General features: G+C 68.4%; 14 protein-coding genes. 8 read left to right on the top strand and 6 right to left on the bottom strand.

What is annotated here, in order from left to right:
• The first annotated feature begins 149 nt into the window (after window positions 1-149).
• On the top strand, window positions 150-863 hold the full coding sequence (locus tag O3I_RS36115) for a DUF1906 domain-containing protein (RefSeq protein WP_014987992.1): 714 nt from the start codon (window positions 150-152) through the stop codon (window positions 861-863).
• Window positions 864-873: 10 nt separating this feature from the next.
• On the opposite strand, the gene O3I_RS36110 is transcribed toward O3I_RS36115, so the two are convergent.
• Window positions 874-1,233, bottom strand: coding sequence for a hypothetical protein (locus O3I_RS36110; protein WP_014987991.1), 360 nt, complete (start codon window positions 1,231-1,233; stop codon window positions 874-876).
• 121 nt (window positions 1,234-1,354) lie between these two features.
• Entirely contained in the window at window positions 1,355-2,140 is a 786-nt protein-coding gene (locus tag O3I_RS36105) for a hypothetical protein (protein WP_041563091.1), read from the bottom strand.
• A 274-nt stretch (window positions 2,141-2,414) separates the two neighbouring features.
• Between O3I_RS36105 and O3I_RS36100 the strand changes: the two genes are divergently transcribed.
• A complete protein-coding gene (locus O3I_RS36100) occupies window positions 2,415-3,677 on the top strand; it encodes a mannosyltransferase (RefSeq protein WP_051067073.1) in 1,263 nt (420 codons plus the stop codon).
• A gap of 22 nt (window positions 3,678-3,699) precedes the next feature.
• On the opposite strand, the gene O3I_RS36095 is transcribed toward O3I_RS36100, so the two are convergent.
• Both O3I_RS36095 and O3I_RS45795 read right to left on the bottom strand, forming a co-directional pair.
• Window positions 3,700-3,996 (bottom strand): 4a-hydroxytetrahydrobiopterin dehydratase, encoded by a 297-nt coding sequence (locus O3I_RS36095; protein ID WP_014987988.1) that lies wholly within the window; start codon window positions 3,994-3,996, stop codon window positions 3,700-3,702.
• A gap of 96 nt (window positions 3,997-4,092) precedes the next feature.
• Window positions 4,093-4,269, bottom strand: coding sequence for a hypothetical protein (locus O3I_RS45795; protein WP_086006248.1), 177 nt, complete (start codon window positions 4,267-4,269; stop codon window positions 4,093-4,095).
• A 153-nt stretch (window positions 4,270-4,422) separates the two neighbouring features.
• On the opposite strand from O3I_RS45795, the gene typA reads away from it, so the two are divergent.
• The 6 genes from typA (at window position 4,423) to O3I_RS36070 (ending at window position 11,945) form a co-directional block, all read left to right on the top strand.
• Complete coding sequence (gene typA / locus O3I_RS36090; RefSeq protein WP_014987987.1) at window positions 4,423-6,321, top strand: translational GTPase TypA; 1,899 nt, start codon at window positions 4,423-4,425, stop codon at window positions 6,319-6,321.
• A 734-nt stretch (window positions 6,322-7,055) separates the two neighbouring features.
• Window positions 7,056-8,786, top strand: a complete 1,731-nt coding sequence (locus O3I_RS36085) for an ABC transporter family substrate-binding protein (RefSeq protein ID WP_014987986.1) — start codon at window positions 7,056-7,058, stop codon at window positions 8,784-8,786.
• Window positions 8,786-9,661, top strand: coding sequence for an N-acetyl-1-D-myo-inositol-2-amino-2-deoxy-alpha-D-glucopyranoside deacetylase (gene mshB, locus O3I_RS36080; RefSeq protein WP_014987985.1), 876 nt, complete (start codon window positions 8,786-8,788; stop codon window positions 9,659-9,661). Before O3I_RS36085 ends, mshB begins: the two co-directional genes overlap by 1 nt.
• Before the next feature lie 185 nt (window positions 9,662-9,846).
• Complete coding sequence (locus O3I_RS36075; RefSeq protein WP_014987984.1) at window positions 9,847-11,316, top strand: amino acid permease; 1,470 nt, start codon at window positions 9,847-9,849, stop codon at window positions 11,314-11,316.
• A 45-nt stretch (window positions 11,317-11,361) separates the two neighbouring features.
• A complete protein-coding gene (locus O3I_RS45790) occupies window positions 11,362-11,520 on the top strand; it encodes a hypothetical protein (RefSeq protein WP_014987983.1) in 159 nt (52 codons plus the stop codon).
• 26 nt (window positions 11,521-11,546) lie between these two features.
• Entirely contained in the window at window positions 11,547-11,945 is a 399-nt protein-coding gene (locus tag O3I_RS36070; protein ID WP_041564788.1) for a hypothetical protein, read from the top strand.
• 5 nt (window positions 11,946-11,950) lie between these two features.
• Here O3I_RS36070 and O3I_RS36065 read toward each other — a convergent pair whose 3' ends face one another.
• Both O3I_RS36065 and O3I_RS36060 read right to left on the bottom strand, forming a co-directional pair.
• The gene (locus tag O3I_RS36065) at window positions 11,951-13,522 is read right to left on the bottom strand and encodes a PH domain-containing protein (protein ID WP_014987981.1); all 1,572 of its coding nucleotides are present in this window, start codon (window positions 13,520-13,522) and stop codon (window positions 11,951-11,953) included.
• A complete protein-coding gene (locus O3I_RS36060; RefSeq protein ID WP_014987980.1) occupies window positions 13,519-14,016 on the bottom strand; it encodes a PH domain-containing protein in 498 nt (165 codons plus the stop codon). Before O3I_RS36060 ends, O3I_RS36065 begins: the two co-directional genes overlap by 4 nt.
• Between the last annotated feature and the right edge of the window lie 96 nt (window positions 14,017-14,112).

The following is a 14,112-nucleotide window of genomic DNA, read 5'->3' as shown; positions in this document are numbered from 1 at the left end:
CATGTGATTGTGGTGAAATGAGTGCACGTTCGAGGCCCCCGGCGCGCGAGTAAAGGTATGGGGAAGGTGCGCCGGGCCGGCTACGACGCCTGCGAAGGGCCGATTGAGCACTGCCATCCATGGTCGGGGTTGCGCGAAGGAGTCCTGCGATGCGTTCGATGTCTCTGTCCCGCCGCCGACTGTTCGGCTATGCCGCGGCCACGGCCGCGCTCGGGGTGACCGCGGCCGCCGCGCCTGCGGCCGCCCGGCAGCCGCTCGGCACGCTGATCGACTATTCCGGCGGGGTGCCCTCGGCCCAGGCGATCATGGCGGCCGGGCATCTCGGCGTGATCCGCTACGTCTCGGATCGTCGCCCCGGCGCGGAATGGATGGTCGGTAAGCCGTTGCTGGCCAACGAGGTCGACCAGTTGCACAACGCCGGGCTGCACATCGTGTCCTGCTATCAGTTCGGCAAGGGACCGACCGCGGACTGGCGCGGTGGCTTCGACGCCGGGATCAAGCACGCACAGCGCGGACTCGAACTACACCGCGCCGCAGGCGGTCCCGAGGGCGTGCCGATCTACGCATCGATCGACGACAACCCGGATCCGGTCGAGTTCACCACGATGATCGCGCCCTACCTGCTCGGCTGGCAGGAGGTGCTCGGCCGCGAGAACACGGGCATGTACGCCAACGCGCCGACCATCGAACTGGCCACCGCCGCAGGCCTGGCCACCTATTACTGGCAGCACAATTGGGGCACGCCGAAAGGCTTCGTGCACCCCGCCGCCGACCTGCACCAGTTCGAGATCGACAAGCGCTCACTGGACGGCGTCGGCATCGACCTCAACAACATCCTGCACGACGACTTCGGCCAGTGGTGAGCGCTGCCCGCTAGGTCTGGCTGTGGGTGACCGGCGCGACGCGCAGGTCCGGTTCGTCGTCGGGGACGACGCGCAGCGCGGGCCGGGTGTCGGGCGCTTCGTGGTCGCCCAGCCAGGAGAACAACGACCAGCGCGAGAGCCCGGAGAACGCCGAGCCGAGGCTGGTGAACGAGAACGAGGAGAGCGCCGACCCGAACGAACCCACCGACCCGATCGAGAGCACCGAACCGACACTGCCGATCGACAGGATCGAGTAGGCGGAGCCGATGGAGAGTATGGAGCCCTCGGACCGGAAGGACAGGATCGATCGATGGGAGCGCCTGCTCCGAATCGAGTGGCCGGGCCGTATCGAGTGTTCGATCGTCGCCATAACTAGCGGTCTACCACAACCGGCGAGCACGCACAGGTCATCGCGGCGTTTCGCCGCCGGGTTGGCACGGGGACGACAAAGGCGGCGACCCGGATGGGCCGCCGCCTTCGTGCTCGGAAACCTATGCGACGGTGAAGAAGCCCAGGGTGGGCAGGAACGCGCAGGTGCGCGGTTCCGCGTCGGCGGCCTGGGTGGTCAGCGAACCGGAGATCACCGCGACGATCCGGCCCGCGCCGGTGTCGGCGATCGCGGACAGGGTGGCCGGGCCGCCGGGGTTGATCTTGGCCTCGTCGGTCAGCGGCAGGATGCCGGACTGGCGGGTGTCCAGGTTCATCCACTGCACCGACATCGGCGGGTTCTGTTCGGGCGTCGGCGATTTGGTGCCGAGCGCGGTGAACACGAAGCCGGCCTGGCCCGCCTTCGGTCCGGGCGGCGGCAGCTGCGCCGGGCCCGCGACGGCGAGTGCGGTGCCGACCGAGTCGGCGGTCGGGCCGATGCAGCCCTTGCCGATGGTCGGGTACAGGAACTGGGCGATGACCGGGCCCTCCTGCGGCAGTTCGGGGCCACCGCCGCCGCTGCCGTCCAGGAAGGTGATGATCCGCTCCAGCGTGGACTTGATCTGCGGGGGCAGGCCCAGCGTCGCCAGCAGCCTGCGGGCCTGATCGAGGATGGCCGACTGCGGACCGGCCGCGATATCGGCGGGCCCGGCGATCGAGCCGACGATGGCGGGGGCCAGGGCGGCGAGCGCGTCGACCGGGACGCCCTCGGGGACCATGGGCACGGCGTTCGGAGTCGCCGCAGGCGCGGGCGCGGGCGCGGCGACTGCTGTCGTCGGCGCGGCAAGCGTGGCGCTCACCGCAATGGCGAGCGCGGACAATGCGATCCGCGATCCTCGGGTGCGAAGCACTGGTCTAGCCGTCCTTACCTCGGGTACATCTGGGTCGATGCTGAAAAGCCATCGTTTCGGGGGTCACTCTAGGGACATCACGGCTATGTGTACAGCGGCAGTGCCCTACAGGTAGTGCGGACGATCAGTGATATCAGACGGTAGCGCGTGAAGGATGTTACTGGTGTGAAAGGTGATGTAAATGTTATCAGTGATTCGAGGTCGGAGCAGCACAGATCGACGCTGCGGTTAATCTAATCCGAGCCATCCGTTCTTGTCGCCGAACACCCGCTTCATGCGAGTGTCGGGCCGACGCACCGCACCCGAGTCGAAAGCCTGCGATTTGAACCGTCACCTTCGATGGGCCGTGCTCGCGCTCGGCCTGTCCGTGTTGGCCAGGCTGTGCTGGATGTTGTTCACCGAGAACGGAAGCAACGTCGTCGATCTGCACGTCTACGTGGACGGTTCGGCGGCGCTGCTGACCGATCGGCTCTACGACTTCACCTACGCGGAGAAGACGCCGGACTTCCCGCTGCCGTTCACCTATCCGCCCTTCGCCGCGCTGGTCTTCTTCCCGCTGCACTATCTGCCCTTCGGCGTCGTCTCGGTCGGCTGGCTGCTGGCCACCGTCGCCGCGCTTTACGGCGTGGTGCGCATCGCGATCGAGCTGATCCTCGGCGCGGAGCGCGCCAGTGAGTGGCAGACCGGCGTGGTCGGCTGGACCGCGGTCGGGGTGTGGATGGAACCGGTGCGGACCACCATCGACTACGGCCAGGTCAACGTGTTCCTGGTGCTCGGCGCGATGCTCGCGGTGCGCAGCTCGCGCTGGTGGATCTCGGGTGGTCTGGTCGGCATCGTCGCCGGGATCAAGCTGACCCCGGCGATCAGCGGCCTCTATTTCGTCGCGCGCAGGCGCTGGGCCACCGTGGTCTGCTCGGCGATCGTGTTCGGCGCGACGGTCGGGCTCAGTTTCCTGATCGCGCCGCACGAGGCCCGGCGCTACTTCGGCACCCTGCTCGGCGACGCCGATCGGATCGGCCCGGTCGGCTCGGTGTGGAATCAGTCGCTGCGGGGTGCGATGAGCCGAATCCTCGGCTACGACGTGCAATCCGGGCCGTGGTGGCTGGCGGGGGTGCTGGTCGTCGCGGTGCTCGCGGTGCTGGCGTGGCGGGCGCTCGCGCCGGACGACCGCATGGGCACGCTGGTGCTCGTGCAGTTCTTCGGGCTGCTCGTCTCGCCGATTTCCTGGTCGCACCACTGGGTGTGGCTGGTGCCGACGGTGCTGTGGCTGCTGTACGGGCCGCTGCGCGACGTGCGGGGCGCCAAGCTCATCGCGGGCTACTGGCTGGTGACCACGCTCATCGGCGTGCCGTGGGTGCTCTCGTTCTTCCAGGATTCGATCTGGACCATCCCGCGCCCGGCCGTGCTCGCCTGGCTCGGCACGGTGAATGTGTTCGGCGCGTTGGTTTTGTTCGTCTGGGTGATCTGGACCGGGCGTGACCGGAAGCAGGCGGCGCCGGCGGTGCCGACGGCCGAAGGCCAGGCACGCGCCGCGTAAGCCACGGCGCGCGCCCGCAGCCTCAGCCGAGTTCGCCCGCCAGCCGATCGATCTCGCGCGCGAGATCGATGTCCAGCACGGTGAGCCCGCCGGAATCGTGGGTGGACAGCGCGAAGGTCACCTTGCGCCAGCGGATGTCGATATCGGGATGATGATTGGCGTCCTCGGCCGCCGTCGCGACCCGCCGGACGAGTTCGATGCCCGCGAGGAAGCTGGGCGCTTGCACGGTACGGCTGAGGACGTCACCGTCTCTGGACCACTCGGGGAGTCCGGTCAGGGCCTCGGCGAGTTCGGTCTCGGTCAGCAATGGCTTGCTCATAACCCGGTTCTACTCCTGTGCGCGAAGTGATGTCCGTCATTGCGGGACAGACCGGGTACGGCGCGGTGGGCGGGGCGGCTGCGCACGCGGGCGGGGTCAGGCGGCGCGCGCCACCTTCAGCGCCTTTTTCAGGTCTTTACCGCAGATGCCTGCGGCTTCGCACTTCTTCATACGCATAATGACCACAGGGCATTTCAGGCAGCGCGTCTTCTTGCGACAGCACTTCTTCTTGGGTTTCAGGCGCGAAACCTGCTTTGCTTTGACCTTGCCCACGCCGGTTAGCATACCCTAAGTCGAGTGCCTGAAACTCTGCGGTGAGCCGGACACAGGTACTGTATAGACGGCCGCAATGCCCGGTGAGTTTCGATTCTCCACCTGTTTGCAGGGGTCGGCCGGTACCTACACCTAACAGCAGGAGGATTCAGCGTGTCGTCTGCGCGCGATTTTCGCAACGTCGCCATCGTGGCCCACGTCGACCACGGTAAGACGACGCTGGTCGACGCGATGCTCCGGCAATCCGGCGCGTTCGCCGAGCGAGCCGAACTCGTCGACCGCGTGATGGACTCCGGTGACCTGGAACGCGAGAAGGGCATCACCATTCTCGCGAAGAACACCGCGGTGCACCGGCACCACCCGGACGGCTCGGTCACCGTGATCAACGTCATCGACACCCCCGGACACGCCGACTTCGGCGGTGAGGTCGAGCGCGGCCTGTCCATGGTCGACGGCGTCGTGCTGCTGGTCGACGCCTCCGAGGGCCCGCTGCCGCAGACCCGGTTCGTGCTGCGCAAGGCGCTCGCCGCGTCGCTGCCGGTGATCCTGGTCGTCAACAAGACCGACCGCCCGGACGCGCGGATCGAGGAGGTCGTCGAGGAAAGCCACGACCTGCTGCTCGACCTGGCCTCCGATCTGGACGACGCCGCCGCCGAGGCCGCCGAACTGGCCCTGGACCTGCCGGTGCTCTACGCCTCCGGCCGGGAGGGCAAGGCGTCGAAGGAGCGTCCGGAGAACGGCAACGCGCCCGACGCGGAGAACCTCGACGCGCTGTTCGACGTGCTGATGGAGAACATCCCGGCGCCCAAGGGCGATCCGGCCGCGCCGCTGCAGGCGCACGTCACCAACCTGGACGCCTCCGCGTTCCTCGGCCGCCTCGCGCTGGTCCGGATCTACAGCGGCGAGCTGCGCAAGGGACAGAACGTCGCGTGGATGCACGCCGACGGCGTCAAGCAGGTGAAGATCACCGAGCTGTTGCAGACCATCGGCGTCGAGCGCCAGCCCGGCGAACTCGCCGTGGCGGGCGATATCGTCGCCATCGCGGGCATCCCGGAGATCATGATCGGCGATACCCTCGCCGACCTGGAGAACCCCGTCGCGCTGCCGCGCATCACGGTCGACGAGCCGGCCATCTCGGTGACCATCGGCACCAACACCTCGCCGCTGGTCGGCCGGGTGCAGGGGCACAAGCTCACCGCGCGCATGGTGAAGTCGCGCCTGGACCAGGAACTGGTCGGCAACGTGTCGCTGCGCGTGCTCGACATCGGCCGCCCGGATGCCTGGGAGGTGCAGGGCCGTGGTGAGCTGGCGCTGGCCATCCTGGTCGAGCAGATGCGCCGCGAGGGCTTCGAGCTGACCGTCGGCAAGCCGCAGGTGGTCACCCGGCAGGTCGACGGCAAGGTGCACGAGCCCTACGAGGAGCTCACCATCGACTGCCCCGACGAGTACCTCGGCGCGATCACCCAGTTGCTCGCCGCCCGCAAGGGCAAGATGGTCCAGATGACCAACCACAGCGCGGGCTGGGTGCGGATGGAATTCATCGTCCCCTCGCGTGGTCTGATCGGCTTCCGCACCGACTTCCTCACCGAGACCCGCGGCACCGGCATCGCCAACGCGGTCTCGCACGGCTACGCGCCCTGGGCGGGCGAGATCCGGGCCCGGCACACCGGCTCGCTGGTCTCCGACCGCGCGGGCTCGGTCACCCCGTTCGCGATGATCCAGCTGGCCGACCGCGGGCAGTTCTTCGTCGAGCCGGGCGCGGACACCTACGAGGGCATGGTCGTGGGCATCAACCCGCGTGCCGAGGACCTCGACATCAACGTCACCCGCGAGAAGAAGCTGACCAACATGCGCAGCTCCACCGCCGACGTGATGGAGACCCTGGCCAAGCCGCTGCAGCTCGATCTGGAAGGCGCGATGGAGTTCTGCGCCGGTGACGAGTGCGTCGAGGTCACCCCCGAGGTGGTCCGGGTGCGCAAGGTGGTGCTCGGCGCGACCGAGCGCGCCCGCGACCTGTCCCGCCGCAAGGCGCGGGACCGCGCCGCGCTGTAATCGGTTCCCGGGCAACGGGATTCCGGCCGCCGCGGCATACCCGCGGTCGCCGGAATCCCGTTGCCCGAATACCCTGCCGGGACTGTCGCGGGATTTCTGGCGCCGGTCGGCCGAGTTGAATTCTCCGGAAATTCTGGGCAGCCGATCGGATCAATTGAGCGGGCGTTGTCCGCGAAGACTTTTCGCTGCACGGATATTCCGCAGCAACCCGTATCTCCCGTGCGATTACGCCTGTTGATTGTTGTCGAATTCTATATGCGGGAGCTGCTTATTCGGGTGGCATCGGCGTTCGTGTCCCGGGAATTACCCGACCGCGCTGGTTTCGTGCCCGGGTGGATGCGTCGGGGCGGCGAGCCCGTCGCGGTGACGGTGGCTTCCTGGCCTGACGCGGGAGGACGACCGGCCCGGCACGGGTGTCCGCCACCGCCGTACAGAGCGTCCGGGACCGGCCGCGGTAGCGAATATCGGACGTCCGGAACCGAAGTCGCGGCCGGGTAATGCGAATGCCGAATGTTTGCCCCGCTGTGCAGCTCGGGCAATTACCACGAGTCGTCGTAGATCTTTTGCACGCATTGTCGCTATCCGGCCGGGTCGGCGTTGCCGGGATTCCGGTAGACCGGTGCGGTAGAGTCCGCAGGCGTGAAAGCGGGCGTAGAAAAAGGTGCGAAGCGGCTCGGCGCGGTAGCGTGCGCAGCGTGAGCCCGCGGCGGCACCGGAGTACGGCGTGGCGCGTGATGTTGCTGGTCATCACGGCGTCGCTGACGGTGTTCGCGGGGTGTACCGCGAATCCGCCGCCGCCGATCGAGAGCACCGACAGCCCCAAGACCACGCCCGCCAAACCGGGCAAGAGCACCGTGGTCGTCGCGATCGACACCATCGGCATCGGCTTCAACCCGCACCTGCGTTCGGATCAGTCGCCCGCCACCGCGGCGCTGGCCTCGATGGTGCTGCCCAGCCCGTTCCGCCCGGTGCCGAGCCCGGTCGCGCCGGGGGTCACCGACTGGGTGCCCGACACGTCGCTCATCGCCACCGCCGATGTCACCGCGCAGGATCCGTTCACCATCACCTACACGCTGCGCAACGAGGCGAACTGGTCCGACGGCGCGCCGATCGCCGCCGAGGACTTCCAATTCCTCTGGCAGCAGATGATTTCCCAGCCCGGCGTGGTGGATTCCGCGGGCTACCGGCTGATCTCGGACATCGACTCGGCCGACGGCGGCAAATCGGTGACCGTACGGATGCGGGAGCCCTATCCGGCCTGGCGGCAGCTGTTCACCAATCTGCTGCCCTCACACCTGATGAAGGACTCGCCCGGTGGTTTCCAGGACGGCTGGGTCAAGCGCATCCGGGTGTCCGGCGCGCAGTTCCTGATCAAGAACATCGATCCGCAGCGCGAAGAGATCCTGCTGGAACGCAACGCGCGCTTCTGGGGCACCCCGGTGGCGCCGGACGAGATCCTGCTGCGCCGCGGCGGAACTCCCGCGCAGCTGGCGGAATCGTTGCGCACCAACGACGCTCAGATGAGCCTGGTGCACGGGGGTGTCGCGACCCGGGCGCAGCTGGCCGCCATCCCGTCGGTGCGCACCGCGATCATGCCGCAGTCGCGCGTGCTGCAATTGGCGCTCAACGGGCGAACCGGCCCGGTGAGCGATATCCGGGTCCGCCGGGCCGTGCTCGCGCTGCTCGATCCCGCGCTGCTGGCCACGGTCGGCGCGCAGACCGGCGGCTGGGTGGATCCGATTCGCGCGCAGATACTTTCGCCCTCCGACCCGGGCTACGGTCCGACCGAACCGCCGCGCCTGCCCGCCGAGGAGGCGTTCGCGCTGCTGGCCGAGGCGGGTTACGGCCGCGCGCCGGAACCGCCGCCGGTCAACTCACCGACCTCGCCCGCGCCGACGCCGCGGCCGATCGCGAAAAACGGTAAGTCGCTGACCATTCGGATCGGCGCGGTGGAGGGCGACCTCACCGCGATCGCGGTGGCCAACACCGCCGCGGACCAATTGCGCAGTGCCGGAATCGATGCCACGGTGCGCTCGATCGCGGCCGACGAGCTCTATGGCCGTGAACTGGTCGAGGGCAGCACCGATGCGATCGTCGGCTGGGAGAGCGCGGGCGGCGATCCGGCCACCGTGCTCGCGTCCCGATATGGTTGCCCGCCACCGGAAGCCACCGCGGGCGGCACCACCCCGTCGGCCACCGCGCCGGAACGCCGGGCGCCCGCCAATCTTTCCGGTGTCTGCGATCCGAGCCTGCAGGGGCCGATCGACGAGGCGCTGCGCGGGATGGATCCGGGCCGGGTGCTTGCCGAGGCCGAACCGAAGTTGTGGGCCCTGGCCACCGTGCTGCCCATCGTCCAGGACAACGTGGTGGCGGCGGCGGGTCCGCGGGTGGACGGCGCCTCGCTCAACGGCAGCATCCAGGTCGGCATCTTCGGCGACGCCGGGCAGTGGCGGAAGATCCAGTGATGGGTGGTCTGCTGCTGGTGCACGCGCATCCGGACGACGAGACCATCACCACCGGCGGCACGATCGCGCACTATCGCCGTCGCGGCGTCCCGGTCACCGTCGTGACCTGCACGCTCGGCGAGGAGGGTGAGGTGATCGGGGACGAGTGGGCGCAGCTCACCGCCGAGCACGCCGATCAGCTCGGCGGCTATCGCGTGCTCGAGCTGAGCCGGGCGCTGGCCGCGCTCGACGCCGCGCCGCCTCGGTTTCTCGGCGGGGCGGGGCATTGGCGGGATTCCGGGATGGCGGGCACGCCCGCGGCGCAGAAGCCGCGCGTGTTCGTGCAGTCGGGCGCCGAGGCGGTGGACGCGCTGACCGAGGTGCTGCTGGAAGTGCGGCCCGAAGTGGTCGTCGGCTATGACCCGAACGGCGGCTACGGCCACCCGGATCACATTCGCGCACATCAGATCACCACCGCCGCGGTGCACGCCGCGGCCGATCGCGGCTGGGACACACCGAAGTTCTACTGGACCGTCACCGACGCCGACATGCTGCGTCAGCACACCGCCGCCCTGGCCAGACGCACCGTGGACGGGCTGCCGGGCCGTTTGCCCGCGGGCTGGCGACTGCCCGCCGAGGGGGAACTGGCCGCGGTGCCGAGCCACACCGTGACGACCACGATCGACGTGTCGGACGCGCTCGCCGCCAAACGCGCCGCGCTGCGGGCCCATGCCACGCAGGTCACCGTGGCGCCCTCGGGCCGGGAGTTCGCGCTGTCCAACAATGTTGCTCAGCCGGTACTGCCGGAGGAGTGCTACGTCCTGGTACGGGGCCGGCGGGGGCCGGTCGGTTCGGACGGCCGCGAACATGATCTCTTCGCCGGGCTCGAGCACTGAACTTCCGTCGATGGCGACAGGCTGTCGCCGTATGTCGTGCCGGATTCGACCGGAATCTCCGAATCGCTCCGGAATGGCCGCTGAGCTGCGCTTATCTGTAGCCTGAGGGTTGCTGTTACCTCGATCTCGTACGCCGGGTACCGTTCCCGTGATCTCAATCATCGATGTGGAGGGCGAAGCGGTTCATGACAGCGGTCGGTGACAGGGCGCACCTCAGCATCGAAGACGACGGCTATCACAAGAGTCTCAAGCCGCGGCAATTGCAGATGATCGCGATCGGCGGCGCGATCGGCACCGGTCTGTTCCTCGGCGCGGGCGGCAGGCTGGCCAACGCCGGACCGGGACTCTTCCTCGTCTACGGCGTCTGCGGATTCTTCGCGTTCCTCATCCTGCGCGCGCTCGGTGAACTCGTGCTGCATCGGCCCTCGTCCGGCTCGTTCGTCTCCTACGCGCGTGAGTTCTTCGGCGAGAAGGCCGCATTCGTGGCCGGCTGGATGTACTTCCTCAACTGGTCGATGACCGGCATCGCCGATACCACCGCAATCGCGCAGTACTTCCACTACTGGTCCAGCTTCAGCAGCATTCCGCAGTGGCTGCTCGCGCTCATCGCACTGGTCGTGGTGCTCAGCATCAACCTGATCTCGGTGAAGTGGTTCGGCGAGATGGAGTTCTGGGCCGCGCTGGTCAAGGTGTTCGCGCTGAGCGCGTTCCTGATCGTCGGCACGATCTTCCTGATCGGGCGTTTCACCGTACAGGGCCACCCGACCGGACCGAGCGTGATCGCCGACAGCGGCGGCCTGTTCCCCACCGGCGTCCTGCCGCTGGTGGTCGTCGTCTCCGGCGTCGTATTCGCCTATGCCGCGGTCGAATTGGTCGGCACGGCGGCGGGCGAGACGGAGAACCCGGCCAAGATCATGCCGCGGGCGATCAACTCGGTCATCGCACGGATCGCGATCTTCTATGTCGGTTCGCTGGTGCTGCTCGGCCTGTTGCTCCCGTACACGGCCTACACCGCGAAGGAGAGCCCGTTCGTCACCTTCTTCACCATGCTCGGCGTGCCGGGCATCGGCAGCGTGATGAATCTCGTGGTGCTCACCGCCGCGTTCTCCAGCCTCAACGCCGGTTTGTACTCGACCGGGCGCATCCTGCGGTCCATGTCGATGAACGGCAGCGCGCCCAAGTTCACCGGTGTGATGGGGCGCAACGGCGTGCCCTACGGCGGCATCCTGTTGACCAGCCTGATCGCCCTCGTCGGCATCGCGCTCAACGGGGTGGTGCCGGACCGGGCGTTCGAGATCGTGCTGAACATGGCCTCGCTCGGCATCGTCGCCTCCTGGGCCACCATCGTGCTGTGCCAGCTGCAGCTGTGGCGCTGGTCCAAACAGGGCAAGGTGGAACGGCCCTCGTTCCGGATGTTCGGCGCGCCCTACACCGGACTGCTCACGCTGGTGTTCCTGTTCTTCGTGGTGGTGCTGACCGGTTTCGACTATCCGGTGGGCACCTGGACCGTGGCCTCGCTGGTGATCATCGTCCCGATGCTGATCGTCGGCTGGTTCGTGGCGCGCAAGCGGGTGCTGTCCATCGCGCAGGAGCGGATGGGCTACACCGGTGAGTTCCCGGTGGTCGCCAACATCCCGATGGACGGCGAGAAGTGATCATGCCGGTCCCGCCCGCCGGGCCGCCGGAATAGACTCGCTGCCATGTACAACTGGTCGGTCCAGGACGCGATCGCCGCGTTCGTCGAAAGCATGCGGCCGAACTGGCCCGCGCAACACGAGCTGTATCTGTCCGTGCTGCACGGGTTCGTGGAGATGCAGAGTCATCTGCTGACCCTGCTCGGCTTCCCGCCGGTGCCGTGAGGCCGGCCGTCGACGACCACGCTGCCGTGGCATCCGGGACCGGGTCGAGCGGTGCCGCCGCGCTACCCCTGGTCCCGATCATCCTCGTCGTCTTGGTGCTGGACGCCTTCATCACGCTCGCGCTGGAGGTGCTGTACCTGCCCGCTTACCTGGGCACGACCGCCTTCCCGGTGACCGGGGTGCTGGCCGGGTTGGTGAACGTCTTGCTCGTGCTCGGCGCGCGGTCGGTCTCCACCCGGACCGCGGCGATGTTCTTGCCCTTGGGCGCTTGGACTTTCGGCTTCCTCGTCTGCGCGAGCACCGGCCCGGGCGGTGACATCATGCTGGCCAGCGACTGGCGCACCGTGTTGCTGCTGTTCTGCGGTTTGGTGCCGCCGCTGGTGTTCGTCTACCTCCGCGTCAATTCGGGCTTGTTCAAGCGTTGAGCCGATCAGCCGAGTTGGCCCGGCGTCACCGCCTCGATCAACGGCCAGGCTTGCTCGATCGGGATATCGATGACGCGATAGCGCTTCTTGCCCGCCGCGGTGGCGGCCACGACGGTGGCGACGCCGCTGCGCCGCTGGAAGAAGCTCTGGCGCACGGTCCAGCCGATCACGCCCGGCGCCTCCAGGCAATCGCGGTCCCGGTCGAGTGCGCCGGAGCGGGTGATCAACCAGGTTGGGCTGGTTGCGGTTTCGCGCAGCACGGCGTGGCCGAGGCCGCGATAGCGGTCCTGCGCGAGCGGGACGGCGACCAGGGCCAGCAGCACCGGCACCAGCCACCACCACGGCGAGAACTGGGCGCCGGTCAGTGACACGGCCGCCATGACGACCGCGAGCACGGCGACCGGCCCGAGCGCGCGGGTGTATCGCCTGCGTCGCGCGACCGGTCCGTGCGCACGCAGCGGCGCACTGCCCGGATCCGGGGTGCCGCCGGCGGCCGAGGGGCCGATCGGCTTGTCCGAGAACGTGTCCGGGGCGAGCAGATGCCCGAGGGTGTGTTCGATGGCCGCCCGCGGCGCCTGCGGCAGGATCTTCTGCCGCGGGTTCTCGCCGACCATGATCGCCTCGAGTTCGGCGGCGCCGGACAAGCGCAGCAGCAGTGGTTCGTTCACCGTCGCGCCGCGGAAGCGGGCCAGGTCCAGGGTGATCTGGCGGGTGGTGAACAGGCCGTGCCGCAGGTGCAGGGTGCGCCCGTCGTCGAGCACTTTCAGGCCGAAATACGTGGTCAGATACCGGGCGCAGGCGGCGAGGCTGACCACGGCCACTACCAGCACGATCAACACGAACACACCGAGAGCGAGCACCACCGCGCCGCCGTTTTCGACCCGCTGCACCGTGTCCGACCGGACCAGCAGCTGCCCGATGCCGTACTGGAACGCGATACCGACGATCGGTGCGATGATCGCGAAACCGGTCAGCGACAGCGGCGCGTACCGGACCCACTGCGGCTGCCAATGCGCGATCTCCTGCGCGGGCCGTGCGTCCTGCGGCTCGGTGACCGGTCCGTCGGACGGAAGCTGTTGTCTCTCCTCGTGATACGCCGGGGCACCAGCCGCGGCGGTGTGCGCCAGCAGCGCGGTGCGCAGGTCGGGAACCAGGCGCGCGTCGAGCGCGTCGAGTTTGAATTTCTCACCCGAATCCGCCTGCTGTCCGGTGCCGATGGCCAGCACGGCGAGGCCGAGCAGCCGATGCAGCAGGTCGGCCTCGATATCCACCGAGCGGATCCGCGACCGCGGCACCGAGAGCTTCTTGCGCTGGATCAGTCCGGTGCGCAGCTCGACATGCGTCGTCCCGACCCGGTACGTGGTGGTGAACCAGCGGGTGAGCGCGAACCCGACGATCGCTACCAGCGGAATGACGCTCCACACATGGTTGCCGCTGCTGGTGCCGAGGATCACCGAACCGATCAGCACCGGGATGAACTTCACCACCTCGGTGACGGGGTGCACCAGCAACATTCGCTTGTCGAGCCGGGACCACGGCTGATCCGTCTCCGGGGGGACGGCCGCGACGTCGGTCATGTCGCGTCTCCGCGGTGCTGTGCGGCGATCCGGGTCAGCCGGGTCACCGTCTCCTCGGCGACCGGGAGATCGAGCGCGGAGATCTGTACCGCGCCCGCCGACGACGCGGTGGTCACGGTGACCGTCGCCAGGCCGAGCAGGCGCTCGAGCGGGCCGCGTTCGGTGTCGACGGTCTGCACCCGGGAGATCGGCGCGACCCGGCTCTCCTGACTCAGCCACCCGACCCGGGTGTACACCGCCTCGTCGGTGACCTCCCAGCGATGCACCGCGTACCGCCACCACGGCACCACCACGATGTTCGATACGGCGAGCGCGAGCGTCACCAGGAACACCACGAGTTGCCAGCCGCGATGGGCGGAGTCGAGCACCGCCCACACCACTTGCGCCGCGAACGGCACCACCCAGGCGAGCACGGCCTGAACGGTCCACAGCAGTTTCGCCTTGGGACTGGGACGCCAGGCCGGATCGGCCATGATCGTGCGCGGCAACGACATGGTTGCCATGGTTCCATGCCGGACGCCGGATCGCCGTGCTACCCGAAGCGGAATTGCCGCGTGGCACAGCCGTTGCCGCCCCCGTGACAGGAAGTT

The organism is Nocardia brasiliensis ATCC 700358, assembly GCF_000250675.2.
Taxonomy (GTDB): domain Bacteria; phylum Actinomycetota; class Actinomycetes; order Mycobacteriales; family Mycobacteriaceae; genus Nocardia; species Nocardia brasiliensis_B.
Note: the sequence above shows the minus strand (reverse complement) of the source record. Positions and strands in the feature narration are given on the sequence as shown.

Coding starts and splice junctions, on each gene's coding strand:
- mshB (WP_014987985.1), top strand. CDS start 8,786: ATGGGTGGTCTGCTGCTGGTGCACGCGCATCCGGACGACGAGACCATC.
- O3I_RS36060 (WP_014987980.1), bottom strand. CDS start 14,016: ATGTCGTTGCCGCGCACGATCATGGCCGATCCGGCCTGGCGTCCCAGT.
- O3I_RS36095 (WP_014987988.1), bottom strand. CDS start 3,996: ATGAGCAAGCCATTGCTGACCGAGACCGAACTCGCCGAGGCCCTGACC.
- O3I_RS36115 (WP_014987992.1), top strand. CDS start 150: ATGCGTTCGATGTCTCTGTCCCGCCGCCGACTGTTCGGCTATGCCGCG.
- O3I_RS36110 (WP_014987991.1), bottom strand. CDS start 1,233: ATGGCGACGATCGAACACTCGATACGGCCCGGCCACTCGATTCGGAGC.
- O3I_RS36085 (WP_014987986.1), top strand. CDS start 7,056: ATGTTGCTGGTCATCACGGCGTCGCTGACGGTGTTCGCGGGGTGTACC.
- O3I_RS36065 (WP_014987981.1), bottom strand. CDS start 13,522: ATGACCGACGTCGCGGCCGTCCCCCCGGAGACGGATCAGCCGTGGTCC.
- O3I_RS45790 (WP_014987983.1), top strand. CDS start 11,362: ATGTACAACTGGTCGGTCCAGGACGCGATCGCCGCGTTCGTCGAAAGC.
- O3I_RS36100 (WP_051067073.1), top strand. CDS start 2,415: ATGCGAGTGTCGGGCCGACGCACCGCACCCGAGTCGAAAGCCTGCGAT.
- O3I_RS36075 (WP_014987984.1), top strand. CDS start 9,847: ATGACAGCGGTCGGTGACAGGGCGCACCTCAGCATCGAAGACGACGGC.